The organism is Ruegeria sp. BHSC043 (assembly GCF_059612985.1).
On record NZ_JBXWRS010000003.1, the window covers coordinates 285,727 to 309,102 of the forward strand.

At 63.6% G+C, this 23,376-nt stretch carries 19 protein-coding genes, 1 tRNA gene and 1 pseudogene; 7 read left to right on the forward strand and 14 right to left on the reverse strand.

Translation table 11 applies throughout. The features are described from left to right. Window positions 1–31: 31 nt before the first annotated feature. Complete coding sequence (locus AC2FMM_RS08215; RefSeq protein ID WP_496711589.1) at window positions 32–604, reverse strand: TetR/AcrR family transcriptional regulator; 573 nt, start codon at window positions 602–604, stop codon at window positions 32–34. Between the two features lie 137 nt (window positions 605–741). Between AC2FMM_RS08215 and AC2FMM_RS08220 the strand changes: the two genes are divergently transcribed. The 3 genes from AC2FMM_RS08220 (at window position 742) to AC2FMM_RS08230 (ending at window position 5,649) form a co-directional block, all read left to right on the forward strand. After that, complete coding sequence (locus AC2FMM_RS08220) at window positions 742–1,239, forward strand: cytochrome b (RefSeq protein WP_496711588.1); 498 nt, start codon at window positions 742–744, stop codon at window positions 1,237–1,239. Window positions 1,240–1,306: 67 nt separating this feature from the next. Then, entirely contained in the window at window positions 1,307–2,542 is a 1,236-nt protein-coding gene (locus AC2FMM_RS08225) for an efflux RND transporter periplasmic adaptor subunit (RefSeq protein WP_496796293.1), read from the forward strand. After that, on the forward strand, window positions 2,539–5,649 hold the full coding sequence (locus AC2FMM_RS08230; protein ID WP_496796294.1) for an efflux RND transporter permease subunit: 3,111 nt from the start codon (window positions 2,539–2,541) through the stop codon (window positions 5,647–5,649). Before AC2FMM_RS08225 ends, AC2FMM_RS08230 begins: the two co-directional genes overlap by 4 nt. 58 nt (window positions 5,650–5,707) lie before the next feature. Here AC2FMM_RS08230 and AC2FMM_RS08235 read toward each other — a convergent pair whose 3' ends face one another. From AC2FMM_RS08235 to AC2FMM_RS08265, 7 genes are read right to left on the reverse strand one after another with little or no spacing between them, the layout of a single operon-like run. After that, entirely contained in the window at window positions 5,708–6,604 is an 897-nt protein-coding gene (locus tag AC2FMM_RS08235) for an FAD:protein FMN transferase (RefSeq protein ID WP_496796295.1), read from the reverse strand. Between the two features lie 9 nt (window positions 6,605–6,613). Continuing rightward, window positions 6,614–7,162, reverse strand: coding sequence for a nitrous oxide reductase accessory protein NosL (locus AC2FMM_RS08240; RefSeq protein WP_496796296.1), 549 nt, complete (start codon window positions 7,160–7,162; stop codon window positions 6,614–6,616). Continuing rightward, window positions 7,159–7,980: an ABC transporter permease gene (locus AC2FMM_RS08245; protein ID WP_496796297.1), complete on the reverse strand. Its 822-nt coding sequence runs from the start codon at window positions 7,978–7,980 to the stop codon at window positions 7,159–7,161. The genes AC2FMM_RS08240 and AC2FMM_RS08245 overlap by 4 nt, the downstream gene beginning before the upstream one ends. After that, entirely contained in the window at window positions 7,977–8,864 is an 888-nt protein-coding gene (locus tag AC2FMM_RS08250) for an ABC transporter ATP-binding protein (RefSeq protein ID WP_496796298.1), read from the reverse strand. The genes AC2FMM_RS08245 and AC2FMM_RS08250 overlap by 4 nt, the downstream gene beginning before the upstream one ends. Further along, entirely contained in the window at window positions 8,839–10,176 is a 1,338-nt protein-coding gene (locus AC2FMM_RS08255; RefSeq protein WP_496796299.1) for a nitrous oxide reductase family maturation protein NosD, read from the reverse strand. Before AC2FMM_RS08255 ends, AC2FMM_RS08250 begins: the two co-directional genes overlap by 26 nt. A gap of 2 nt (window positions 10,177–10,178) precedes the next feature. Further along, on the reverse strand, window positions 10,179–12,122 hold the full coding sequence (nosZ, locus tag AC2FMM_RS08260; RefSeq protein WP_496711581.1) for a TAT-dependent nitrous-oxide reductase: 1,944 nt from the start codon (window positions 12,120–12,122) through the stop codon (window positions 10,179–10,181). Then, complete coding sequence (locus tag AC2FMM_RS08265; RefSeq protein ID WP_496711580.1) at window positions 12,115–14,301, reverse strand: 4Fe-4S binding protein; 2,187 nt, start codon at window positions 14,299–14,301, stop codon at window positions 12,115–12,117. The genes nosZ and AC2FMM_RS08265 overlap by 8 nt, the downstream gene beginning before the upstream one ends. A 502-nt stretch (window positions 14,302–14,803) precedes the next feature. On the opposite strand from AC2FMM_RS08265, the gene AC2FMM_RS08270 reads away from it, so the two are divergent. Continuing rightward, on the forward strand, window positions 14,804–15,343 hold the full coding sequence (locus tag AC2FMM_RS08270; protein WP_496711579.1) for an RrF2 family transcriptional regulator: 540 nt from the start codon (window positions 14,804–14,806) through the stop codon (window positions 15,341–15,343). A 459-nt stretch (window positions 15,344–15,802) separates the two neighbouring features. Here the strand turns inward: AC2FMM_RS08270 and AC2FMM_RS08275 are convergent, their stop codons facing one another. From AC2FMM_RS08275 to AC2FMM_RS08285, 3 genes are read right to left on the reverse strand one after another with little or no spacing between them, the layout of a single operon-like run. Beyond that, window positions 15,803–16,273, reverse strand: coding sequence for a glutathione S-transferase family protein (locus AC2FMM_RS08275; RefSeq protein WP_496796300.1), 471 nt, complete (start codon window positions 16,271–16,273; stop codon window positions 15,803–15,805). A gap of 52 nt (window positions 16,274–16,325) precedes the next feature. Beyond that, entirely contained in the window at window positions 16,326–17,147 is an 822-nt protein-coding gene (ygiD, locus tag AC2FMM_RS08280) for a 4,5-DOPA-extradiol-dioxygenase (protein WP_496712506.1), read from the reverse strand. A 60-nt stretch (window positions 17,148–17,207) separates the two neighbouring features. Next, the gene (locus tag AC2FMM_RS08285) at window positions 17,208–17,630 is read right to left on the reverse strand and encodes a DoxX family protein (protein ID WP_496712505.1); all 423 of its coding nucleotides are present in this window, start codon (window positions 17,628–17,630) and stop codon (window positions 17,208–17,210) included. A gap of 125 nt (window positions 17,631–17,755) precedes the next feature. Here AC2FMM_RS08285 and AC2FMM_RS08290 point away from each other — a divergent pair, with 125 nt between their 5' ends. Beyond that, on the forward strand, window positions 17,756–18,652 hold the full coding sequence (locus AC2FMM_RS08290) for a LysR family transcriptional regulator (protein WP_496712531.1): 897 nt from the start codon (window positions 17,756–17,758) through the stop codon (window positions 18,650–18,652). Here AC2FMM_RS08290 and AC2FMM_RS08295 read toward each other — a convergent pair. Beyond that, window positions 18,649–18,960, reverse strand: a pseudogene (locus AC2FMM_RS08295) (helix-turn-helix domain-containing protein); the annotation flags it as partial. The gene AC2FMM_RS08290 and the pseudogene AC2FMM_RS08295 overlap by 4 nt on opposite strands. On the opposite strand from AC2FMM_RS08295, the gene AC2FMM_RS08300 reads away from it, so the two are divergent. Next, window positions 18,851–19,546 carry a site-specific integrase gene (locus AC2FMM_RS08300; protein WP_496796301.1) on the forward strand — a complete coding sequence of 232 codons (696 nt, stop codon included), beginning with the start codon at window positions 18,851–18,853 and terminating at the stop codon, window positions 19,544–19,546. The pseudogene AC2FMM_RS08295 and the gene AC2FMM_RS08300 overlap by 110 nt on opposite strands. 189 nt (window positions 19,547–19,735) lie before the next feature. Then, complete coding sequence (locus AC2FMM_RS08305) at window positions 19,736–20,266, forward strand: thermonuclease family protein (RefSeq protein WP_496680102.1); 531 nt, start codon at window positions 19,736–19,738, stop codon at window positions 20,264–20,266. A gap of 200 nt (window positions 20,267–20,466) precedes the next feature. On the opposite strand, the gene AC2FMM_RS08310 is transcribed toward AC2FMM_RS08305, so the two are convergent. Together AC2FMM_RS08310 and AC2FMM_RS08315 are read right to left on the reverse strand one after the other, a co-directional pair. After that, window positions 20,467–22,917 (reverse strand): class I SAM-dependent DNA methyltransferase, encoded by a 2,451-nt coding sequence (locus tag AC2FMM_RS08310; RefSeq protein WP_496796302.1) that lies wholly within the window; start codon window positions 22,915–22,917, stop codon window positions 20,467–20,469. A 244-nt stretch (window positions 22,918–23,161) separates the two neighbouring features. Next, window positions 23,162–23,237: transfer RNA gene (locus AC2FMM_RS08315), tRNA-Lys, on the reverse strand. Between the last annotated feature and the right edge of the window lie 139 nt (window positions 23,238–23,376).

A 23,376-nucleotide genomic window follows, 5' to 3' on the forward strand; every position in this document is an offset into this window, starting at 1 on the left:
ACCGCCCGCTATGCGGCGCGTCAGGCTGGTTCTAGGCATCGCAAACGCCCTCCTTTGCGCGTAGAAGTTCCATCTGCACGTCAAACAGCCGCAACCCCTCAGGCACGAGCGCAAAGCCCCGGGCGCCGAGCGTCCAGCGGATGGCGACACCCTGCACCAGCGACGTCAACAGGATGGCGACATCTTCCGGGCTGACGTCGTGCTTCAGATCGCCCGCAGCCTGAAGATCACGGATCACGGCAACAAGGCGGCCCTGAAAAGCGCCCAGAAGCCCCCGGAACACGTCGCGCAGGGCTTGATTGTCCACCTGCAACTCGCGCGAGAACAGGATCGACGGCAGGGCTGGCGTCTCGGATATGGCTGACAGCTGCGCACCGATCAGCGCTTTCAGGCGTTCGTGCGGCCCGGTGGCCCCTGCCTCGGCCGCAGCCCAGTAACTCTGCAACCGGTCAGCGATATCCTCGGCCACCGCCAGCCAGAGCGCGCCCTTGGTGGGGAAATGCCGGAAGATCGCAGGCTGACTGAGGCCGATGGCACGCGCGACATCTGTGGTGCTCAGCCGGTCGGGTCCGATCTCGTCGGCCAGTCGCAGAACCTCGGCCACAATTTGCGCCTTTCTCTCTTCAGCACTTTGACGGCCCGACATGAGTCACCTCTTGTTAGTTATAACTCACTAACATATACTGTTGACAACCGCAACCTCTATCCGAGTCGCGCACCCTGACCGAAAGGATCCTCGCCATGCCCGCCAGAACCGCCCCCAAGGGCTATTCCCGCCTTCAGATCGCGCTGCATTGGCTCATCTTCGCACTGATCGCGCAGCAATATCTTTTCAAGGACGCGATGTCGGCCGCATGGGACCGCATCACCGATGGGCTGGAGGCTGGGTTCGACCCGCTCGTGCTGGCCCATGTGGCGGGCGGCGCGCTGGTGATGATCTTCGCACTGTGGCGGTTGACCCTGCTCGCCAGGCGCGGCGTGCCCCCGGCGATCGAGGCCAGCAAGGTGCAAGGCATTCTCGCGAAGCTCACCCATGTCGGGCTTTACGCGCTGATGATCCTGATGCCACTCAGCGGGTCTGTCGCGTGGTTCGGTGGGGTCGAGGCCGCGGCGCAGGGGCATAACGTGATGAAGATCATCCTGCTGGCGCTGGTTGCGCTGCATGTGATTGGCGCGCTCTACCACCAGTTCATCCTGCGCGACGGCACGCTGGCGCGGATGCGCCGGGCGCAGGGCTGAACCCATGCGCCTCGCCCCGCTCCTGGCACTGCCACCCATCGCGCTCGGCATTGCCGCGGCGGTATGGATGATCGCGTCTGCCCCCGGCCCCGCGCAGGTCGGGGGCGACGCGCCCGCGCTGCCCGTTCGGGTGATGACGGTCGCGGCGCAGGATATTCGGCCCGCCGCGACCGCTTGGGGCAGCCTGCGCGCGGCGGAGAACTGGGTCGCCGTGGCCGAGGTGCAGGGCGAGGTGATCTGGCGCCATCCGGACCTTGAGCCCGGTCGCCTGATCCCGGCGGGGACGGAAGTGCTGAGGACCGACCCCGCCGACTACGAGCTGGCGCTGGCGCAATCGCAGGCCGACCTCGCGGTGCTGGAGGCCGAGCGCGTGCAGCTTACGGCAGAGGCGGACAACACGCGGCGCATCCTTTCGCTGGAACAGAACCGGCTGGCCCTGGCCGAGACCGATCTGGAACGCACGCGCACACTCGTCGCGCAAGGCGCCGTTCCGCAATCGCGCGCCGACGAGGCCGAGCGCGCGACCCTTCTGGCCCGCCGCACGGTGGCGGAACTGGAGAACACGCTCGCCCTGATCCCGTCTCGCCAAGCGCGGATAGCGGCGCAGGTCGCACGCAGCGAGGCCGCCATAGACCGGGCGCGCCGCTCGCTCGACCGCACGACCCTGACGACGCCGTTCGACCTGCGCGTGACCGAGGTGAATGCTGAGCTGTTTCAGACCGTCGCCCCCGGTCAGGTGGTGATCCGTGCCGACGGGATCGCGGCGGCCGAGGTCGTGGCGCATCTGCCCATCGACAGCTTTCGACAGCTGCTGGGAGATGCACCGGAGGGCATCACCCTTGCCGACATGATGCGCGACATGCCCGCCACGCGGATTGCAGTGACGCTCAGCCCTCTGTCGGACCCGAAGCAGATCTGGAGCGCCCGCGTTGTCGGGATCGAGGGCGCGCTGGATGCCCGTGCGCGCACCGTGCCGGTCGTGGTCAGGGTTGACGACCCCTATGAGGGCGCCGACCCGCCCCGCCGCCTGCCGCTGGTACCCAACATGCAGGTGCAGCTTGCCTTTTCGGGCGCTTCCATGACAGGCCTCATCGCGATCCCCGAGGCGGCGTTGCATGGCGACATGGTGCGTATCCTTGGCCCCGAAGACTTGCTGGAATTGCGCCCCGTCACCGCCGCCTTCGCGCAGGATGGCCGCGTCGTTATCGCCGCTGGCCTGTCGCCGGGCGAACGCGTGGTGATCGACGACATCGCGCCGGCCATTCCCGGCATGGCCCTGATCCCGGTCGAGGTCCAGCCATGATACGCTGGTTCACCGGCCACCCGACGGCGGGCAACCTGCTGCTTCTATTGTTCCTTGCAGCGGGCATCTTTGCCGCGCCGGGCCTGTTGCGCGAAACCTTCCCCGATTTCCGCGCCGTCGAGGCCGAGGTCACCGTGCCCTACCGGGGCGCTGCAGCCGAGGATGTGGAAGCCGCGATCTGCGCGCCGCTCTGGGACGGAGTGCAGGGTGTCGAGGGGCTGGAAACCTTCACGTGCACGGCCCAGACTGGTCGCGCGCGGGCCGTGGCAACCATGGCGCCCGGTAACGATGCGCTGCGCTTCGTCAATTCGCTGCGCACCGAGGTGTCGGCCATCGACACCTTCCCCGACCGCGCCGATCCCGCCGTGGTACGCGAGTTGCACCGTTCCGATCCGGTCACCTCCGTCGCGATCTCGGGTGATTTGCCGCTGAGCGAACTGGATCTTTATGCTGACGCCCTGTCGGACCGCCTGACCGCCCTGCCCGGTGTCGCCCGCGTGACACGCGGGGGTCTCGGCACCCGGACGCTTTCCATCACCGCCACGCGCGCCGCGCTCGACAGCCACGGTTTGACGCCAGCCGCATTGGCCGCAACAATCGCTGCACAGAGCATCGACCTGCCCGCCGGCACTCTGGAGGGGCCGGGCGCGGACCTGACCTTGCGCTTCACTGCGGAACGCGACACGACCATCTCCCTTGCCACGATCCCCGTGCTGGTTCTGCCGAATGGTGCGACTTTGACGCTTGGGGACGTGGCAGTGATCGAGGAGCGCTTCGAGCCGCCGCAGGACCGCGCCCTTGTCGACGGCACGCCCGCCATCGTGATCGATGTGGCCAAGGCGCTCGAAGCCGACGCGCTTCGGGTACTGGACAGCGTCGCAGCGCTGGTGGCCGAGGAAACGGCACGCCTGCCCGAAACGATCACGGTTGAGGTGGTGCAGGACGTGACCTCCATCATCCGCGACCGGCTGGTGATGCTGGTGCAGAACGGGGTGATCGGGCTTGTGCTGGTTGTCGTGGTGATGAGCCTGTTCTTCCGCCCCGGTTTCGCGGTCTGGGCCGCCATGGGCCTGCCCGTGGCCTTTGCCGGGGCATTCGTCTGGATGGGGCTGACCGGGCTCAGCCTGAACATGATGACACTGGTGGCCCTGCTGATGGCGATCGGGATCGTGATGGACGATTCCATCGTGATCGCGGATTCCATCGCGGTGCATGCCGCCAAGGGCGCGACGGTCGAAACCGTGGCGGCGGGCGTCGCCGCCGTGGCGCCCGGCGTGATCTCGTCCTTCCTGACGACGCTGGCCGTGTTCCTGCCTCTGGCCTTTCTGGCGGGCGAACTGGGGGCCGTCCTGGAGGTTCTGCCCGTGGTCCTGCTGGCCGCGCTCGCCGCTTCGCTGATCGAGGCCTTCCTGATCCTGCCCCACCACTTGAAAGGTGGGATGAAGGACACCGCCCCGTCGCACTTGCGAATGCGCTTCGAGGCGGGTTTCGATGCCCTGCGCGAACGTGGCGTGGGCCGCCTGGCAGACGCAGCGATCAAGGCGCGCTGGCTTGTTGTCGGGCTGGCCATCGGCGCGCTGATCGTGACCGTCGGCGCCTTGGGCGGCGGCGTGGTCAAGCGCGAGGCGATGCCCGAGATCGACGGCGACGTGCTGGAGGCGCGGCTGATGCTGCCCGCGGGCACACCGCTTGGGCGCACGACCGAGGCCGTCGCCCAGGTAGAGGCGGCGCTGGAGCGCGTGAACGCCCGCCTGTCCCCCGAACAACCCGGGGCGCAAGCGCTTGTCGTCCGACGCATCACGCGGCTGGGCCGCAATCTGTCGGCGGGCGAGACCGGTGCCCATGTCGCCACCGTCGCAGTGGACCTGCTCGGCGCCGAGACACGCAGCAGCACGCTGGACGAAATCGTGACGCTCTGGCGCGAGGAAATCGGCACTCTGCCCGGTGTGAACTCACTGATCCTGACCGAGCCGGGGATCGGCCCGCAGGGCATCGCGGTGGAATTGCGCTTGACCCACCCAGACCTCGCCACCCTGGAGTCCGCAGGCCGCACTGTGTTGGCGGAACTCGAGACCTATGCCGGTGTGCGCAACGCGATCCTCGATTTGCGCCCGGGCGCGCCCGAATTGCGACTGAGACTTGCGCCGGGCGCCGAAGCCCTCGGGTTGGCCGCCACGGACGTCGCTGGCCAGATCCGCGCGGCCTTTCTCGGCACGCAGCTTTCTGAAATCCGGCGCGGCGATCTGGCCTGGGACCTTGAGGTGCGGCTGGCCGATGATGACCGCGTCAGCCGCGCCGATCTGAGCAACTTCGAAATCGCCCTGCCCGGTGGCGGCACGGTGCCGCTGTCGAGCATCGCCACCATCGACGAGGCGCGCGGCTGGGGCACCATCACGCGCCGCAATGGCCTGCGTGCGCTGACCGTTGCAGCCGATGTGGATGGTCGCATCGGCAATGCCGACGCGATCACCGCGCGGCTGGCCGAGCGTTTCCTGCCCGACCTGGCGGCCACCACCCCCGGCCTGGGTTTCGAGATCGGCGGCCAAGCGGCGAATTCGGCGGAAACCGTCGCCTCGATCCTGCGTGGGTTCCTCATCGGGCTGGTGGGCATCTACCTCGTGCTCAGCTTCCAGTTCCGCAGCTATGTCGAGCCGTTGATTGTGATGATCACCATCCCGCTCGCGTTTCTCGGCGTGATCTGGGGTCATGTGCTGATGGGCTACAACATCTCGATGCCCTCGCTGGTGGGGGCGGCCTCGCTCGCAGGGATCGTGGTTAACAACGCCATCCTTCTTGTCGGTGTCATCAAGACCCGCCGCACCGAGGGTCTGTCCGCCGCACGCGCCGCAGGCGAAGCCGTGCGGTCCCGGTTCCGACCGATCTTCGTGTCTGTTTCAACCACCATCATGGGAATGGCGCCGCTACTCCTCGAAACCTCGACGCAGGCGCAGACGCTCAAGCCGCTGGTCATCTCGGTAGTCTTCGGGCTGCTCGCCGCCACCGTTCTGATCCTCGTCATCCTGCCTGCCTTCTATGCCGTGCTGGAGGACATGCGCGAACCAAGATCGGCTGACCCGGCGGTCAGTCGCGGACTGGAGCGCCCCTGACCCGGGATCGACGGTCGCGAGCGGCCTGCCGCCTTGCGGCGCGGTCCCAGGCGCTGCGTCAAACCAGGCGGCAGTCCTGCAGCCGTCCAATGGTCTCTTTTGCCTCTGCGTCGGCGAGCAGGCAAAGTCCGGTCGAAAGGGCGTCGGCCAAGGCTGCCGTGGGCGCGGTGATCGACACGCTGCGCGCCGTTGCCGGGGCGGGCAGTCCGGTCCGGGGGTCGAGGATGTGGCCGATGGTTTCAGCCGTGTCGAAGGACGTGCCCAGCGGTGCCGATGTCGCCAGCGCGCGGTCACGGAACCTGAACGCCTTGCCATCGGGCAGCGACACCGACCATGGGGCGTCAGACGGCATGCCACCCAAGGCGCGCAACTCTCCCGTGTCGATCAGGATTCGGTCGAGGCCCTGCGCCTCCAGCATCCTTGCCACGCGATCGGCGACATAGCCTTGCGCGATGCCGTTCAGCGTGAGGGCCATGCCCGACCGTGCGAAGGCGATCCGCGACGGGGCGACTGTGAGCCGTGACCAGCCGACGCGCGATCGCGCTTCCTCCAGCATCGGGCCCGTCACCGTGCCGCCCACGGCATATGCCTCGGCATAGGTCGCCCAGAGCGGCTGAACCGTCGGGTCGAAGGCACCGCCGGTCGCGTTATGCACGGCACCGGCGATGCCAAGGCATTCGACAAGCTCGAACGGCGGCGCATCCAGCGACCCGTCGCGGTTCAGCCGCGACAGGGCCGAGCCCGGCCGATAGAGGCTGAAGACATCCTCGAGGCGGTCGATTTCGCGCAGCACGGCCGTGACGATCTTGGCAGAATCCGGGTGGTCCAGCGTGATCGACGCCCGCGCTCCAAGCGCGGTACCGGACCAGTACCGCTTCGGCGCCGCCGAAGCGGGGCCCGCCAGCGCGGTGGCGGCAGAGATCGCGATGAAGCGACGGCGGGAAAGGCTGGGCATGGTGGTCTCCTAGTCGATGGCCGCCCCCTCGGGCGGAATGAAATTGCCCTCGTCGTCGAGCGTGAACTCGACCGGGGCCAGCACCGTCTCGTCCGACACCGAGAGCAGCGACAGGATCTCGCCGCCGTTTCGGGCGACGAAATCCTCGGCAGCGGCGCGATCGGCGAAGGGGATCAGCTCGGGCGCCCCCATGCCGCCTGCGACGGTGGCGCCAACCACGTAGACGGCGGTCTCGGCGGCGATCCAGTTGTCGGCGCCGGGCGCCTCCCAGCTAGGGGCGGCACCCATGTCGCTGACATAGATCGCGGCGATGGCGTGGCTTTGCTCGGGCATCCGCTGGTAGGCGATCGCGTCGCGCACCTGGCTGAAGAACAGCGGATCGGGCAGACCCGCCAGATGGATCTGCGCCTTGGGGCCGGGATGTTCCAGCAGGTCCATCTGGCAGTAATGCCCCACGGCCTCGGCGGTCATGGTGACGGGCAACGGCCGTTCGGCCAGCTCTTCCTTGCAGCCCGACAGCACGATAGCGACAAGCGCGAGAGCCATGAGGCGGGTCATGGCCGCACCCTCCGGAAGGCGAGCAGGGCAAGGGCAAAACCGCCCGCCGCCCAGACCAGCAGCAAGGATAGCGCCAAGGCCGGCGGAATGGTCTGCGCCGCGCCTGCGACGCCCGCCGCCGCGCCCGCCGCCTCGGAGGCGGCGAGGTTATAGAGGCGGAAGGCGTCGGCCGGGTTGGCCAGCAGCAGCCAGGGGAAGACCCCCGTGGTGAAGGCGCCCCCGCCATCGGCGACCACGGCGGCAAGCAGTCCGAGATCGTAAAGCACGACGAAGACCAGCCACAGCCCGATGGCCGCCCCGGCGGCCGCGCCCGGGCGGCGCGACACCGCTGAGACGGCATATCCCACCCCGAGGAAAGCCGCGCCCAGCAACAGCGAGGACAGCAGCAACCGCACAAGCGCGGGCAGGCCTGCCGCCGCCCCGGGATCGAAAGCGAAGGCCGCCACGGCGGCCACGCCGTAGCCGGCCAGAAGGGCGATGCCCAGAACCGCCAGATGGGCGAGGAACTTACCCGCCAGGATCTCGCCCCGACTGACGGGATAGGTCAGGATCAGCGGCAAGGTGCCGCGCTCGATCTCGCCCGCCACCGCGTCGAAGGACATCAGCAGCGCGAGAAGCGGAACGAGGTACACGGCGAGAGAGGTGAGGCTGGCGACCGTGACCGACAGCTTGTCGGCGCCGATCTGTCCTGTCGGCGCGCTGCCCGCCGCCGACAGGACAAGCGCAAAGAGCGCCATCATCGCGACCGCGATCGCGACCCAGCGGTTGCGCATCGCGATGCGGATCTCGGATCCGGCCCCGGCCATCACACGGGTCATTGATCTGCCCTCCGGCTGAAATGAGTGTACAGGTCCTCTAGGCTCGGCGGGATCACCTCGACGTCCTCGATCATGCCGCCGAGACCGGCGATCTGGCCGAGGCGGGACAGCTTGTCGCCATGCGCGCATGTCAGGTCGACCCGCACGCCGTTGACGCGGGTGCCATCCAGCCGCCGTGCCACGTCGCTCACCGTCTCGGGCCGGGCGGCCACCTGGATATGGATCGGCAGCCCGGCCTCGCGGCGCAAGTTGGCCAGCGTGTCGTTGGCGACGAGCCGCCCCTCCGACAGGATGGCGATGCGGTCGGTGCGCGCCTCGACCTCGGTCAGGGCATGCGAGGACAGCAGGATCGCCGTGCCGTCCCGCGCCAGGTCGGCGAGGATGGCGTAGAATTCGCGCCGCGAGACGGGGTCGAGGCCGCTGGTCGGTTCGTCCAGCACCATCAGGCGCGGCCGTCCGATCAGCGCCTGCGCCAGCCCGACGCGCTGCCGCATCCCCTTGGAATAGGTGCCGATCCGGCGGTCGGCGGCCTGCTCCAGCCCGACCCGTTCCAGCAGGGCGCCGGCTTTCGAGGCCGGTTCGCCGCGCAGCCGCAGGTACAGCGCGATCTGCTCGCGCCCGGTCAGGGCCGGGTGAAAGGCCGCGTTTTCCGGCAGATAGGCCGTGGCCTCGCGCGCGGCGCGGTCGCCGGGCGCGGCGCCCGCCACGCGGATCTCGCCCGAGGTTGCCGGGATCAGGCCAAGGATGGTCTTCATCAGGGTCGACTTGCCCGCCCCATTGTGACCCAGCAGCGCCACGCGCTCGCCTTCGGCCACCGAAAGGCTGACATCCCGCAGCGCCTCGACGGCGCCGAAGGTCCTAGTGACCCGAGAGCAGGTCAGCATCGCTCATCTCCTGTCTGTCTTCGGCGCGGGCCAGGGCTTCGGCCTCCATCGCCTCGATTTCGCCCGGCACTGCGATCTCGGGCGCCACCATCAGCGGCGCGCTGTCCACGACGCCGCCGGGCAAGGTCGCCGGAAAGGCCGACTGGCTCCAGCGCACCAGTTGCACCGCGGGCGAGCCCAGCAGCAGCTTGGCCGAAGGCTGCGACCACAGGATGTGGTCCATCAGGTCGTTCGGCCGGAAGGCCCCGTCCGCGATCCCGTCACCGTCCAGATCGAAAGCCGGGTGGTCCGACCAAAAATTGCCGCGGCCTTCCGCGCTCCATTCCATGTGTCGGGTTCCGACGTATTTCACCTGGTGGCGGTTGCCGACGAAGGCATTGCCGGTGATCTGGTTGCGCTCGGACCCGGCGGTGAAGTGAATGCCGATCTCGCATCCCTCGAAGCGGTTGCCCGCGATCCGGTTCTTGTGCGCGTTGTAGATGAAGGTGCACTTTTCATGCGTGCCGCCGCGCACCAGGTTGCCAGTGACCTGCGCGTTGTTGGCGTAGTTCAGCATGATGCCATGCGTGCGGTCGCCCAGCGACAGGTTGTCCCGCACCTCGATCCGGTTCGAGAACATCAGGGCAAACCCCAGGGTGTTGCCCAGCGAGATGTTGCCGATGACCTGGGAATTGTTGGTGTACATGTAGTGCACGGCAAAGCGCAGGTCGCGGAAGGTGTTGTTCCGAAAGGTGTTCTCCTTCGAGGCATTAGCGAAAATTCCGTCGCGGCCCCAGATCACGTCATTGGCCTCGACCAGCGTGCCGGGTGCGTTCCAGACGTAGATCCCGTTGCCCCGGTCGTTCACCCGCCGATCGCGGCGGCCTTCGATCCGGTTTCCGCGCACGATACTGTCGCGCGCGCCATGCACGGTGATGCCGTGCAGGTTGCCAGTCAGGCGGTTGTTCTCGACAAGCGCGTTCGTGGCCGTCCGTTCGAGCTTTACTCCTGAATCGATTTCTGCGCCGTCATTGCCCGAGCCACGGATCGTCAGGTTGCGGATCACTGCGCCGTCGCCGCTCACGGAAACGACGCTGCCCGTTCCGTTGCCTTCGAGGATGGCGCCGTCGTGGCCTTCAAGGGTCAGCGGAAGGTCGATGGACACCGGGCCCTCATGCAGGCCCGGCATCAGGATCAGCACGTCGCCGGGGCTGGCCCCGGCGACGGCGGAGACAAGCGCACCCGGCGCGGGCGCTACCGTCCGCGTTTCCGCCGCCGCCTGGACCGCGAGGGCGGCCAGGATGGCGACAAGGAGGAGCCGGATGCACTTCATAGTCAGGCGCCTTGCGGTTCGACGAACATCCGGCCGCGCATCTCCATGTGGAGCGCGTGGCAGAACCACTGGCAATAGTACCAGTAGACGCCCGGCTGCGCCGCCGTGAAGGTCACAGAGGCCGTCTGCTGCGGCCCGACCTCCATCGCGACGCCGTGGTTGCCCATGGTGAAGCCGTGGGTCAGGTCGTCGATGTCGTCCATGTTGGTGACATAGACCGTCACTTCGTCGCCCTGCTTGACGGTGAACTTCTCGAGGCTGAACTGCGGCGCGACCGAGGACATGTAGACGCGGACCTTGTTGCCGTCGCGGATGATCTCGTCATGGCCCCAGTCGAGGTCGACGCCGTCCGCTGCGGCCTGCTGGCGCGCGTCTTCCCACATCGGGTCGTCGCGGTTCCAGGCATGCAGCGGATTGACCTTGGACCGGTGCACCAGGATCGAGTCGTGCGGTTCGGCGAAGGTCGGTCCGTCGTGGATGAGCGTCAGGTTGTCACCGTCGATGACGAACAACTGTTCGTTCTCGGGCTTGAGCGGGCCGACGTTGATGAAGCGGTCCTTCGAGAACTTGTTCATAGAGATGTAGTATTTCGGCGCGGCATCCAGCGTCTCGCCCTCAGCGGTCGAGTTGTGGCCCGGCTGGTAGTGCACGTCGGTCTTCGAGATGATCGGATCGACGCTTTCTCCGGCATAGGCCTGCACCGCCTTCTCGATGTTCCACTTCACCACCTGGCTGTCAAGGAACAGCGTGGTGAAGGCGTTGCCCTGGCCGTCGAAACAGGTGTGAAGCGGCCCGAGACCCAGTTCCGGTTCCGCCACCACGGCCGAGCGCGGCTCGGCGCCGTCGTAGAACACCGCGTCCAGCTTGCGCACGTCGATCACGCTGACCGTCGGCGACAGCTTGCCACCGATGCACAGGTGCACCCGGTCCGGCGCCATGTTGCAGCCATGCGGGTTGTTCGGGATCGGGATGTAGCGGACGTAGTTCTTTTCCGATCCCTTGCGCCCGTCGATCACCTTGACGCCGTTCAATTCGACAAAGTCGCCGGCCTCGATGCCCTTTTCGATCTCGGCGATGTTGTAGACCACGACATGGTCCATGTCCGCCGCCGTCATGTCGGCGAGGTTCATGCCCATCTCGGAGTTGTAGGAGGTCGAGAATGCGTACTTGCCGTCATAGTCCGCATCGGTGTTGTCGAGGTTGCCGGTCACCATCACCTGCCAGGCGATGGTCATGTCGTCGGCGTTGATGGCCGTGTAGAAGTTCACGTATTTCGACGGATCGTCGAGCACCTGTCCATCGTTGACCATGGGCGCCTCATCCTCGCCGTTGGCAAAGACGTAGTTGGTGCGCGGCCACTTCTGCGGACGCAGGCCGTGGATGCCCTTGGCGTTCGGAATCTCGATGATCTTGTCGCATTTCATCACGTCGCAGCGCACCCGAGCGACGCGCGTGTTGGCCTTGTCGTTCATGAACAGGAAGCGGCCGTCATACTTGCCCTCGGTGAAGGACATGTGGACGTGGTGCAGGTCGCCATTGCGCGGGAATTCCAGGCCGTTGGCAGCCAGGTAGTCCTTGGTCTTCTGGGTCAGGCCCTCGGTCAGGATCTTCTTCGACTCGTTGGTGATGCCCCAGCCGGTGGCCGAGCAGATGTTGAACACCGGCACCCGCATCAGTTCGCGCATCGAGGGGACGCCAAGGATTCGCATCTCGCCGGTCTGGCCAGACGACCAGAAGCCATAATACTCGTCCAGTTCACCCGGCGCGACATGGCCGGCCTCTGTTGCGGCCCGGGCCGGCGTGGCCGATCCCAGCAAGGCCGCGCCCGTTGCGCCGCCCAGCATGGCACTGCCGGATACGCCCAGCGTGCCGAGTGCGGCCCCTCCCGCCGTCGCGCCCAGAAGGCCACGCCGGCTGATGCCGCTTTTCCCCATTTTGTCAGACATTTCGAGTCTCCTTTCTGTTGGGGTGATTGGTCAGAACCCTGTCGAGCGCCTCGGTGCTCACCGAAGCATTCGCTCGGCGTTTCTCGCGGCGCTGGACGACAGGACATTTCGTTTTCGACCGGTAGAGTACCTGGCAGTTCAGACAGTTCAGGCACTCGTTCGGGTTGATCTCGCCGGTCGGGTGAATCGCCTGGACCATGCAGTCGTTGGCACAGGTCTGGCAGGGATTGCCGCATTCGCGGTAGCGCTTCAGCCAGTCGAACATCCGGATCCGGGCTGGAATTGCGAGGGCTGCGCCCAGCGGGCAGAGATAGCGGCAGTAGAACCGCTCGACGAAGAGCCCGATGAACAGCAGGACGCTGGCATAGAGCACGAAGGGCCACGCGCGGTCGAACTTCAGCACGATCGCGGTCTTGAACGGCTCGACCTCGGCCAGATGCTCGGCCTGTTCGATGGAGGCGAGGGAGACGCCGAACAGCCCCAGAAAGAGCATGTACTTCACCGCCCACAGGCGTTCATGAAGACCCCAGGGCAGCTCCCATTGCGGCACTTTGAAGACTTTAGCGATGCGGTTCGAGAGCTCCTGGAGCGCGCCGAACGGGCAGAGCCAGCCGCAATAGGCACCGCGCCCCCAGAAGATCAGTGCGGCAGCAACTGAGAACCACAGGATGAAGGTCAGCGGATCCAGCAGGAACGCTTCCCATGTAAAGTCGGTCGCCAGCGAATTGGCCAGCGCCATCAAGTTCACAACAGACAGTTGCGCGTTGGCATACCAGCCGAGGAAAACCAGCGTGAACGTCAGAAAACCCATGCGGAACCAGAGCGTGGCGCGGGCTGAGCGCGTGACGAGGTCCTGGAAGAAGAACACGACCGTCAGAACCGCGAGCATCACCGCCAGAACGGCGATCTCCACCGTCTTGTCACGCCAGATGCGCTGCCAGAGCGCCGTCTTGGCGCTGGCCTCGTCCGGCTCGGGCGCGATCGCTGCGGCGGGCGCGGGTTCGGGTGTGATCGGCTCCAGGAAGGCGGCGGGTGGCTGCCAGCCCATCTCGAAGGTAGTATAGACACGCTCGATGGCGCCCACATCACGCTGGACCAGAAGCTGCAGGCGGAATGGCTCGGTCGGATCGAAGCCGATGTCAGCGGGAATGCGGAACAGGTCCATCTCGGACAGGGTCGGCACCCCGTCCGTGGCGATGGCGCCCACACGGCGGTGGTCGCGGTCGCGGAAGCGCACCGAGATATCGCCCTGGATCAACTGGATGCGGTCGAAGATGCCGCCACGGACATAGCCCGAGCCCTTGAAGGAATACTGCCCACGACCGGCGACCAGCAGAGCGTGCTCGCCCTCGGCCAGCCAGTCGCGAAGGTTCTGGCCCTCGGCCGGTTCAAGCAGCGCGTCAGTGATCCCCGGGATCGAGACAAGTGTGGCGTAGAGATCGATGAACGTGTCGTCTTCCGCCCCGGCAATGGGACGCGCCGCCGCGCGCGGGTCTTCAACCTGTTCAAAGGCGCGGTTCACCTGTCCGACATCCAGCGACAGGCGCCGGATCGTGCCGTCCCCGACCAGCGTCTGCCAGTCGCCTGCCGCGGTCGCCTCGGCATTGATCGCGTATTTCGGCCCCTCGCGCGCAGTTTCGGGGGCGAGTCCACCCAGACCCAGGGTGCGCGCCACCCGGATCGAGGACCGGACGACCGAGTCGTCGATGACCATGATCGTGACCGTCGCGCCGGAAATGATGTTGAGATCATGCGCGACACCGCCGACCGCCGCTTCGGCCGCGATGTCCAGACCGGCGTATGAGGCGGTCAGCGCCTGCACCTTGGCCTCGGGAATGCCGATCAGAACGATGGGTTCGGAATGCTTGACCAGACGGACTGCGCGCAGCACGGCATCCTGTCCGATGGCGACCATCACGTGGATGGGTTTGCCGGAATAGCCGGTCGTGCCGACAAAATCCGACGTGATGAATGCCCAGCCCACGGTTTCGCCGCCGGTCTGGACGGGGACGACCGGCAGATCGTCACGGATCGGGCCGAAGGCGTCTGCGCCTTCGATAAGCTCGGAAGGGGAAACTTCGCCGAGAAACTGGCCGAGAACCGGACTCTGCGCGGATGCGGGCGCGGCCATTGCGGCAAGCAGGAACAGGATGCGAAGGAGGCTTCGGAACAGGAACATCAGGCTTCTTTCTCGGTCGGGGGGCCACGCGGGACCGGCAACCGCCCGCGTTCACGGGTGCGGTTTGTCGATTTCAAGGTGCATGGGGCGGCGGCCGCAAAGGACATCGGCTGGTCCTGGGCAGAAGCTTCCAGGATCAGGCAAACACCACCGGAAGATGGACATGCGGCACAGCCACAATCGCACACGGCGTCGCCAGGCGCTTCGATCGGATTGCCCTCTCGATCGACCGTTATCGTTTTGGCCCCGTCGCCGGAGCATATGACGATTTCGAACCCATAAACGCTCTCACCGGCATGAGCGCGACCGGGTCGGGCGATATCCATGACCAGTCCAATGACGGCAAGGATCACAAAAACGCGGCAGAAAACCTTGCAAAGGTTCCGAAGACATGCCGGGTTCGTATGTGGATCAGTCCTAGACATTCCAAAGCCGCGATATTTGGGTCATCTCAGATCACCCTTTTCTGGAAGGCTTGTCGCATCGAACTCAGAACGGCGCCTTGATTGAGATCAAGCAAGATGACCCTTCCGAAGGGGTAATCTTCAGGCACTGGCAAGACCGGTGTCACAGACGCTTGCCGCAGATGGAGGTGACCCGCGTGAGACTGACAGAATTTACCGACTATGCGCTGCGCATCCTCATTTTCGCGGCCAGCAAGGACGGCAAGAACGTGACCATCGAAGAGGCCGCCGCAGTCTACGGAATTTCTGCACCGCATCTGAAAAAAGTGGTTCGGACGCTGACGCGCGAAGGGTTCCTCGAGGCTAAGCGCGGACGCTCGGGCGGCTTCCGTCTGGCGAGGCCGTCAGAGACGATCAACCTCGGCAGCGTCATTCGGGCAACCGAGTCGGATTTCGCGCTGGTCGAATGCTTCCGAGCAGACAACAAATGCCTGATCACGCGCTCATGCCGCCTACCCCGCATATTTGACAGTGCCATCGAGGCGATGCTTGAGGTCTTTGACCGCTACAGCCTTTCCGATATCGTCGTCGACGGCTCGGATTTTCTAGTTCCACAATCCGATCTGCACCGGACCTAGAAGACGCCCGTTCACGAACACCGGATCACAGATAGTGCCCTTCTTCTTCCAGGCGAGCCAGTGTATCGGCTGCCGCATGGTGCCTAATGCTCTGCCTTTCCAAATCGGTGGCACCGCAGCGCCGACGAGGTAAACAGAACTTACGGAATCCGCTTTTGCGCGAAGGACACCACCGAAGCGGTCTCACTGTATCGCAACTTTTTTAGGGTCTGGGCGAACGCGCCGGAATGCCTGCAACACAGCGCGAAGTCGCGCGATCACAAACTGAACAAGCACTGCACAAGACACCCTGCAACTCATTGACAGTATAAGAAATCTCCACCGTCAATCAATGGAGCAACCTCTTTGCCCTTTCCGACATCCTTAGCAGCTGAGCGCTGGCGGTTTTTGCTACCGCCTGCACGGCCGCTGGGCTTTGCACAACACCTCGCCCAATCACTTCACCCGTGGTCAATGCCCCTAGAGCCGCAGATCGGAGGGAACGAGATGTTCGAAGGCGGTATCAAACATGCGCAGGATATCGGCGCTTTCGTTGTTCACCATCACATTCCGCTTCGTGTCCCAGAGCACCGGAACCGTTGCGCGCCCGGTGAAACTTGGATCGGCCTGAGTATAGATCTCGTGCATATAGCGTGACCCGAACAGCGGATCCCCGTCAGCGCCGGGAAAACCACCGAAACTCCATCCCTGATCGGTCAGGGTCGGGTTCACCACGGTCACCGGGATTATGTGATCAAGTCCCTTCAGCTTTCGGGCGATCAGCGCACGCGACGCCCAGGGACAGATCAGAGCAACATAAAGCCGGTAGCGGCCAGGTTCGGCCGTGAACCCGCCTTCCCCGGTCGGGCCGGGCGCACCGTCCGGCGTGATCCAGTTGCGAAAGCTGGAGGTCTGGCGCACGAAGCGGCCGTCCTTGTCGGCTTTCTGCACTGGCTGCCAGTTTTCAATCCATTTGCCGTCCACAAGCATATGCCTTGTCTCCTCAGGTCGCGTGAAAGATGAAGGACCGCATCGACACTGATCCAAGATCGATCGCATCGGTCATGAAGGTCAGGTCGTCGCGCGTGTCCGACGCGCCGGCGATTGTCAGCGCTGGCAGATAATGATCCACGGTCGGGTGTGCAGCGGTGAAGAGGGCGCCCAGCCCTTCCGCATCCGCCAGCGTCCGGAAATCCCGGTCCGAGAGACGGTCGGCAAAAAGCGCATCGAATTCCTGCGCGAAATCCTGTGGCGTGCCACCCCGGCGCATGGCGCGCAGATTGTGGACGACATTGCCCGAGCCGAGGATCAGGATGCCCCGGTCCCGCAGGTCTGAGAGGGCCCGGCCGATCTCGAGTTGATGTTCCAGTCCCCGTCCCATGTCGACCGAGACCTGAAAGACCGGCACATCCGCATCGGGATAAAGAAACTTCAGGACGGCCCAGGCACCGTGGTCCAGACCCCAGGTCTCATCCCCGGCGGCGCGATGGCTATGGAGAAGCGACACGACCTCGCGCGCCAGATTGGGCTGGCCGGGGGCCGGGTAGCGCTGTTGATAGAGGGCCTCGGGAAACCCGTAGAAATCGTGGATCGTGCGCGGCATGGCAGAGACATCCACTAGCGTCGTGCCATGGGTCATCCAATGTGCCGAGACGACGAGGATCGCCTTGGGTCGTGGCAGGCTCTGGCCAAGCAGCGCCCAGGATCGACTGAACGGCCCGTCTTCGATCGCGTGCATCGGGCTACCATGCCCGAGAAAAACGACCGGCATCCGGTCGGAGGGCGCAAAGCGATCCTTGAGGTCTTCTAGGCTGTGAATGCGCATGATGGGCCGCTTTCGATTGTGTCCGCGCGGCCCAAAGGCCGCCCGGGATTGATGGGAGAATTAGGCGAACTGGCCCAGTGCCCTCTGCAGCGCCGGGACTTTCAGCGCGAAGGCACCGCTGCCGAGCGTGGCAATCGCACCCTGCACGAGTGCCCAGAAGATCGGGAATTCCCAGCCGCCGCCTTCCGCCGAGAACAGCCAGCCATTCCCGGCATGGACCCAGGTTGCCCCCAGAAGCACCGGGATCAGCGCCAGCGAGACAAGACGCGTGCCGATGCCGAGGATCAGGGCGATGCCACCGACGATCTCGGCCGCGACCGTGAAATAGGCCAGAAGCCCGGGCAGGCCGAGGCTTTCGAAATAGCCGACGGTTCCGGCGATGGTGAAGACGCTGATCTTCAGCCAGCCATGGGCGAGAAAGAGCGAACCGCTCGCGACGCGAAGTGCGAAGGCGGCATAATCAGAGTTTGTGTGCGTGGTCATATCCGTGTCCTTTTGTTGAAAGCCGCCCGGGGCAGCTTGTCTGTGAAGGAACATACGGCTTGCAGATAAAGCCCGAAATGGCGAAGATCGAGAATGACCATCCACAATTTGTTCGCAATAGTCACATGGACCTTTTCGATCAGCTCCGCGCCTTCGTCGCCACGGCGCAGTCCGGCTCCTTCACAGGAGCGGCAACTCAACTGGGTATTTCGAACCGATTGACCTCGAAGTATGTGGCCGAGCTTGAGCAACGCCTCAGTGTGCGGCTCTTTCAGCGCACAACCCGAAAAGTTGGGCTGACGCCGGCCGGTTCCGACCTGCTGTCCCGTGCCCCTGCCCTGCTGGACGATCTCGACGACTTGCTGGCCGATATCTCGGACTCGTCGAAGGGGTTGTCGGGCGTTGTGAGGATTTCCGCCCCGATCACCTTCGGCGAGGTCTATATCGCGGGAATGCTGGCGCGGTTCTCCGAACTTCACCCAGGGATCACCATCGACCTCAGGCTGAGCGATGCCTTCAGCGACCTTGCCGCAGACGGGATCGACCTTGCCTTTCGGATTGGACGCTTCGACATCGCCGCTCTCAAAGTCCGGCGACTTGGCACATTCGAGAGCCTCCCCGTCGCCAGCCCGGACTACCTCGCGCGGGTCGGCGGCCCAGAAACGCCAAACGACCTCTCAGAACACAGCTGCATCGTCGATACCAATCGCAGAAACCCCAAGCGTTGGGCCTTCGAACAAAACGGCACTAAGGTCGTGGCTCAGATCGAGGGCCGATTTCACGTCAATTCAGCAAGTGCCGCGGTCGAGCTGACACGCCGCGGGCTTGGGATCGCGTATGTTCCAAGCTTCGCCTTGTGCGGCGCACTCGATCGCGGCGAACTGGTCCGGTTGCTTGAAAGCCATACCGGAGAACGCGGCGACGTCGCTGCCGTCTACCTTGAAGGGCGCACGCTGCCCCAAAAGGTGCGCGCACTCATCGATTTTGCGGTTTTGGATTTCGGAACTACAAGATCAATCTAGAACGCGACTCGCCACATCCTGAAACGTCCTTGCCCTGTCACTTCTCGGATCAGGCCTCGCTCTTCCATCCATGCGAGGTTCCTTTGAACAGCCGCGCGACTTGCGCCTGTTAGGGCCTCCGCCATAGGGGCCGACACCAAAGGCCACTCTGTCAACACAGACCGAAGAGCGGCCGGAGTTCTGCCCGAAAGCTGAGACATGGCTCCTTCCGCCCGAACACTCCATGTTTGGGTACCATCTAGATGGCGCATCGCCGTTAGAATTGCGCTGTTCATCCCATCCAGCCAGCGGGCCAAACGTTCGGGCGGCTACCTGTCAGACGAAGAACAGGTACGGCTTGGCGAGGTGCTGGCAGAGGCGCTGGAAGCGGGCACAGAGTCCGTTTACGTGGTTTCAGCACTCCTGCTGCTAATCTACACCGGATGCCGCCTCAGCGAGATTCTGACGCTGCGCTGGGACTATGTGACCACGCACCATCTGGAACTGCCCGACAGCAAGACCGGGCGGCGGCGCATCCCGTTGCCTCGCGAAGCCTATGACATTCTGATGGAGTTGCCCCGGCAACCGGGAAACCCCTACGTAATTCTAGGCGAGTCGGAACATGGGCCGTTGAACAATCTGCAAAAGCCGTGGCGGCGTATACGTAAGGCGGCAGGGCTGGACGACGTGCGTATACACGATCTGCGGCACACCTATGCCTCGGTGGCGATGAAGGACGGGATCGACCCGTTCACCCTCAAGGAAATCATGGGGCACAAGAACCTGACCACGACCTTGCGCTATGCGCATCTGGCCGACGATGCGGTGCAGCGCGCGGCGGGATCGGTGGCAGCGCGTCTGGCGCGTGCCGTACATAAAGATCCACGTGCCGCACGCCTGCGGGTCGTTAGATAGAAACTAATACGTTACGTAGAAACCAATTCATTCGGCAATTCAGGCCGCCAGTTCCCTATGTATAGGATAGGTATGAACGGCTGACGGCCTTAAACTTGACGAAAGACCTTCAAAAGGTCGCCTTGTTTTTGTCGCTACAGATCATCAATATCGAGTGCATTGCATTATCTGGTCATTTGAAAGGGAACAATGTTCAAGGCGCTGCTTCGTATTTTCTTTCGACCTCCTTCAAAAAGTGCGCAAGTTTTTGACTTTTCGACGCGGAATTCCTCGCGACCGCGCATTCCCCCTAAGCGCTCAACTGGTGAGCACCAGCCCGTTAGAGTTCCGACAACAGAAACTTTAAAGGGCAAGTGTCACGTAATTGATGGCGACACTATTGTCATCAGCGGCACTAAGATCAGGATAGCGGGAATAGACGCCCCCGAACTTGATCACCCTTGGGGAAAGAAGGCCAAGTACGCAGTGATTGGGATGTGTAAAGGTAAGGTCGTTACGGCAGTAATCAGGGAAGAGGTTTCTTACGACCGTATCGTGGCGAATTGCTTTCTGCCGGACGGAACCGACATTGCAGCGGAACTCGTGCGACAAGGTCTGGCACTCGATTGGCCCAAATTCTCGGGCGGCAAGTATCGGCACCTTGAGCCGCCGGGGATCAGAAAAAAATTGTGGCGCGCCGCTGCCAGACAGCAAGGCCGCTTGAAGAGCTTTGATTCGTAAGGTCAACAATTTGCTTGCAGCTCGTTACACAAGCCGCGCCTATGCGTAGTAAAGTAATTACCTACACGCTGCGTAGGACTTAAATTGTTGGATGGCTAGGGCAGCTGGTTCCCTACGTATCGTTTAATTAGGAAGATTTGAGCACCCTGAAACCATAGCAAGGGCTTCTCTTGCTCGGCCAACAGCAGGACGCAATCGCATCAGGCCAATAAACTTTCGGCGGAGAAATCGGCGTGGCGGACGAAAAGCCCCCTTGAAGAGCCCGTCAAGTCGCGCCCATTCAAAAAAGGCTTCAGATGCTTTTCCGTCATCGGGGCTGTTGCACTCGCAAGAGTCAGGACGAGGGATTTTGGTACTAGAAACCCTTGACCCATTAGTTGAACGCCACGCCCCGCGATCTGTCCGTTCGCCTCCAATGGCTTTGCCCCTGCCACATCCGCTCCGATCCGCAGATTTCCGAAAATCCGCCCCCGCACCTCATCAAAGCGCACCAAACGGCCCTCATCCTCGGTCTGTCCCTTGCGCTCCTCGGTGATGGTCAACAACCGCCCGTCACGCCGCCCCGCCTGCGCAACCGTCATTGCGATACGCACCGCTGCACCGTCGCTGGCATCCACCCATGGGTGATCGGGAATGGCGAACAGCAGCGACAAGGGTTTCTTGGGGTCGTTCAAATGCGGCTCTAACACCTTGCGGTTGAAGGTCTGGCGCAAGCTGTTGGTGGTGATGAAGCCGAACCGCCGCACGCCCTTTCCGGTCTTGGCGTTCCACGCCCGCGCCTGCAACGCCGCCTTTTCCCACCAGAACATCACCAGATCGGCCGATTTCGGCATCTTGGGATAAGCTGCCCACAGCGCCTCGGCATATCCGTCGCCCAAGGCCTCGCGCATCCGGCTGGCCCCGATGAAAGGAGGGTTGCCGACGATGAATTCCGCTTGCGGCCAGGTCGCAGGCTTAGGATTGGCATAGTCCAGAACCTGCACGCGGGCGGTTTCGTCGGGCACTTCCTCACCTGTTGCGGGATGGGGTTTGGTGGTGATCCCGTCCCAGCGCGTGACCGGCTGCCCATCGACCGTGCGCGGGCTTGTGCCTGTGTAGTCCAGCACCGCATCGCGGTTTTCGATATTGTGGAAATCGCGCAGCACCGGTTCGGCAGGCGTGGCGGTACCATGGGTGCGGAAGTGCCATTGCAGGTAGCCGATCCACAGCACCAGCTCAGCCACACGGGCGGCCCACGGGTTCAGCTCGATCCCCAGAAATTGGTGCGGGTCAACCGTGTGCCCGGCCAGCCCAAGGGCGGATTGGGTTTCGCCCAGTTCTTCCAAAAGGGTCGTCACCTCGCCTTCCAGCCGCTTCATCAGTTCCAGCGCGACATAAAGAAAGTTTCCGGACCCACAGGCCGGATCGAGAACCCGCACCTCGCACAGGTAGCGGTGAAAAGCGTGAACTTCGGCCAATGCCTTTTTCTGATCGCCCTTTTCCATATGGCTAAGGGCTGAGGTCTGCACGTTCTCCCAATCGCGGCGCAGGGGTTCGATCACGGTGGGCATCACCAGACGTTCCACATAGGCACGCGGTGTGTAATGCGCACCTAGCTTGTGCCGTTGCCTCTTGTCCAAGGCACGTTCGAGCAGCGTGCCGAAAATCGCCGGTTCGACGGTTTTCCAGTCCTTGTTCGCCGCACCGATCAGCAGGGCGATTTGCTGGCTGTCCAACGGCAGGGCTGTGGAATCGGCAAACAAGCCACCGTTGAAGCGCAGAACCTTGTGGCGGATCGCGGTCGAAAACTCACCCACGTTCATCTTTTCCCAAAGCTCTTGCAACATGGGTGCGGCGTTTTCCGGGGTCTTCGCCATGTCTATCAGAAGTTTTTTAAAGCTATCCGGCGGGATTAGCTTCACGTCCTCGGCAAACATCGAAAACAGGCAACGCATCAGGAAAGCTGCGACTTTGTCCGGTTCGTGGCCCTGAGCCTCAAAGGACCGGCCCAGCAGGGCCAGCTGGTCAGCAATTTCGCGCGTGACCTCAGCGGCCTTTTTGGATGGGTCCAAGGACTGTGGATCGTTCCAGATGGTTCGGAACAGGTCTTGAATTTCGGGCTTTGCCAGGTCGTCCAGAAAGATGCGGAACGAGTTGCCATCGGGGAACTGTGTGTAGCCGTGCCCTTGCCCCGAGAAATCGGCGTAAATCTCAAAAACGTAACCAACGTCGCAGACGATGATGAAAGGTGGCCACCCATCTTCGCGGGCGATGCCGCGCGCATAGTTATCGGCTTGCCCACGCGCCTTGACCATTGCCCTGTCCCATGTCCGGCTGCCCCTGACACCGTGGCCGACGCGCTTGACCTTGGGAATGGTCGGCAAGGAGAGCTGGTCAGGATCGGACGCCTGCGCTTGTGAGCCTTGCTTGGTCTCTAGGATGAAGCTGCCGCGCCGATAGAAGTCGATGAATTTCTTGGACGTCTCGCCTATCACTGCCGATGAAACCGGGCGCTCCAAACGGTAGTGATCGTTTTCCCCGGTTTCGGTTGCCGGCAACGGTTTTTCGACACCCAGCACCTCAGTCAATTCGGTCAGGAAAAGGGCGTAGTTGGCACGCTCGCTGCCACCGGATTTTGCCCAACGCTCAATGAATTCGGAAATCGTCTGCATTCGCCCACATCACCACTTTTGCGCCATTGATGCACACAACTATTGCGGGTGGCAACGCGCAGATTCGATTAAACCAACAAGGGCGAGATAGGTCAGGTGCAACCGCGGGAAATGTGACGGAGTTGCAACGGCTAATAGCGGTGAAAATGGCTGTTACGGTGCTTCCGTATTGCTTCCGGCAGATGAAGCCTACCGGCGCAAGAAAATCCTCACACCCACAAGTTATTGATTATCTTGGAAAAAGTGGTGAGCCGTGCAGGATTCGAACCTGCGACCCACTGATTAAAAGTCAGTTGCTCTACCAACTGAGCTAACGGCCCACTCTTTTCATTGGATCGTTGTGATCCGTGGCGCTGTCTAAGGCATTTTCCCCACCGGGTACAAGCCCTTTTTTGCACCGCGTTCCGCCTGAAATCAGTGTGTTCCCGGCGTCCCGATAGGCGGCCTAATTAGGGTTGA

Bases quoted from the DNA above. Each gene is read 5' to 3' on its own strand.
- AC2FMM_RS08245 (WP_496796297.1), bottom strand. From the start codon at position 7,980: ATGACCCGTGTGATGGCCGGGGCCGGATCCGAGATCCGCATCGCGATG.
- AC2FMM_RS08255 (WP_496796299.1), bottom strand. From the start codon at position 10,176: ATGAAGTGCATCCGGCTCCTCCTTGTCGCCATCCTGGCCGCCCTCGCG.
- AC2FMM_RS08250 (WP_496796298.1), bottom strand. From the start codon at position 8,864: ATGCTGACCTGCTCTCGGGTCACTAGGACCTTCGGCGCCGTCGAGGCG.
- AC2FMM_RS08220 (WP_496711588.1), top strand. From the start codon at position 742: ATGCCCGCCAGAACCGCCCCCAAGGGCTATTCCCGCCTTCAGATCGCG.
- AC2FMM_RS08225 (WP_496796293.1), top strand. From the start codon at position 1,307: ATGATCGCGTCTGCCCCCGGCCCCGCGCAGGTCGGGGGCGACGCGCCC.
- AC2FMM_RS08265 (WP_496711580.1), bottom strand. From the start codon at position 14,301: ATGTTCCTGTTCCGAAGCCTCCTTCGCATCCTGTTCCTGCTTGCCGCA.
- AC2FMM_RS08300 (WP_496796301.1), top strand. From the start codon at position 18,851: ATGGCTCCTTCCGCCCGAACACTCCATGTTTGGGTACCATCTAGATGG.
- AC2FMM_RS08305 (WP_496680102.1), top strand. From the start codon at position 19,736: ATGTTCAAGGCGCTGCTTCGTATTTTCTTTCGACCTCCTTCAAAAAGT.
- AC2FMM_RS08310 (WP_496796302.1), bottom strand. From the start codon at position 22,917: ATGCAGACGATTTCCGAATTCATTGAGCGTTGGGCAAAATCCGGTGGC.
- AC2FMM_RS08230 (WP_496796294.1), top strand. From the start codon at position 2,539: ATGATACGCTGGTTCACCGGCCACCCGACGGCGGGCAACCTGCTGCTT.
- ygiD (WP_496712506.1), bottom strand. From the start codon at position 17,147: ATGCGCATTCACAGCCTAGAAGACCTCAAGGATCGCTTTGCGCCCTCC.
- AC2FMM_RS08290 (WP_496712531.1), top strand. From the start codon at position 17,756: ATGGACCTTTTCGATCAGCTCCGCGCCTTCGTCGCCACGGCGCAGTCC.
- AC2FMM_RS08240 (WP_496796296.1), bottom strand. From the start codon at position 7,162: ATGACCCGCCTCATGGCTCTCGCGCTTGTCGCTATCGTGCTGTCGGGC.
- AC2FMM_RS08235 (WP_496796295.1), bottom strand. From the start codon at position 6,604: ATGCCCAGCCTTTCCCGCCGTCGCTTCATCGCGATCTCTGCCGCCACC.
- nosZ (WP_496711581.1), bottom strand. From the start codon at position 12,122: ATGTCTGACAAAATGGGGAAAAGCGGCATCAGCCGGCGTGGCCTTCTG.
- AC2FMM_RS08285 (WP_496712505.1), bottom strand. From the start codon at position 17,630: ATGACCACGCACACAAACTCTGATTATGCCGCCTTCGCACTTCGCGTC.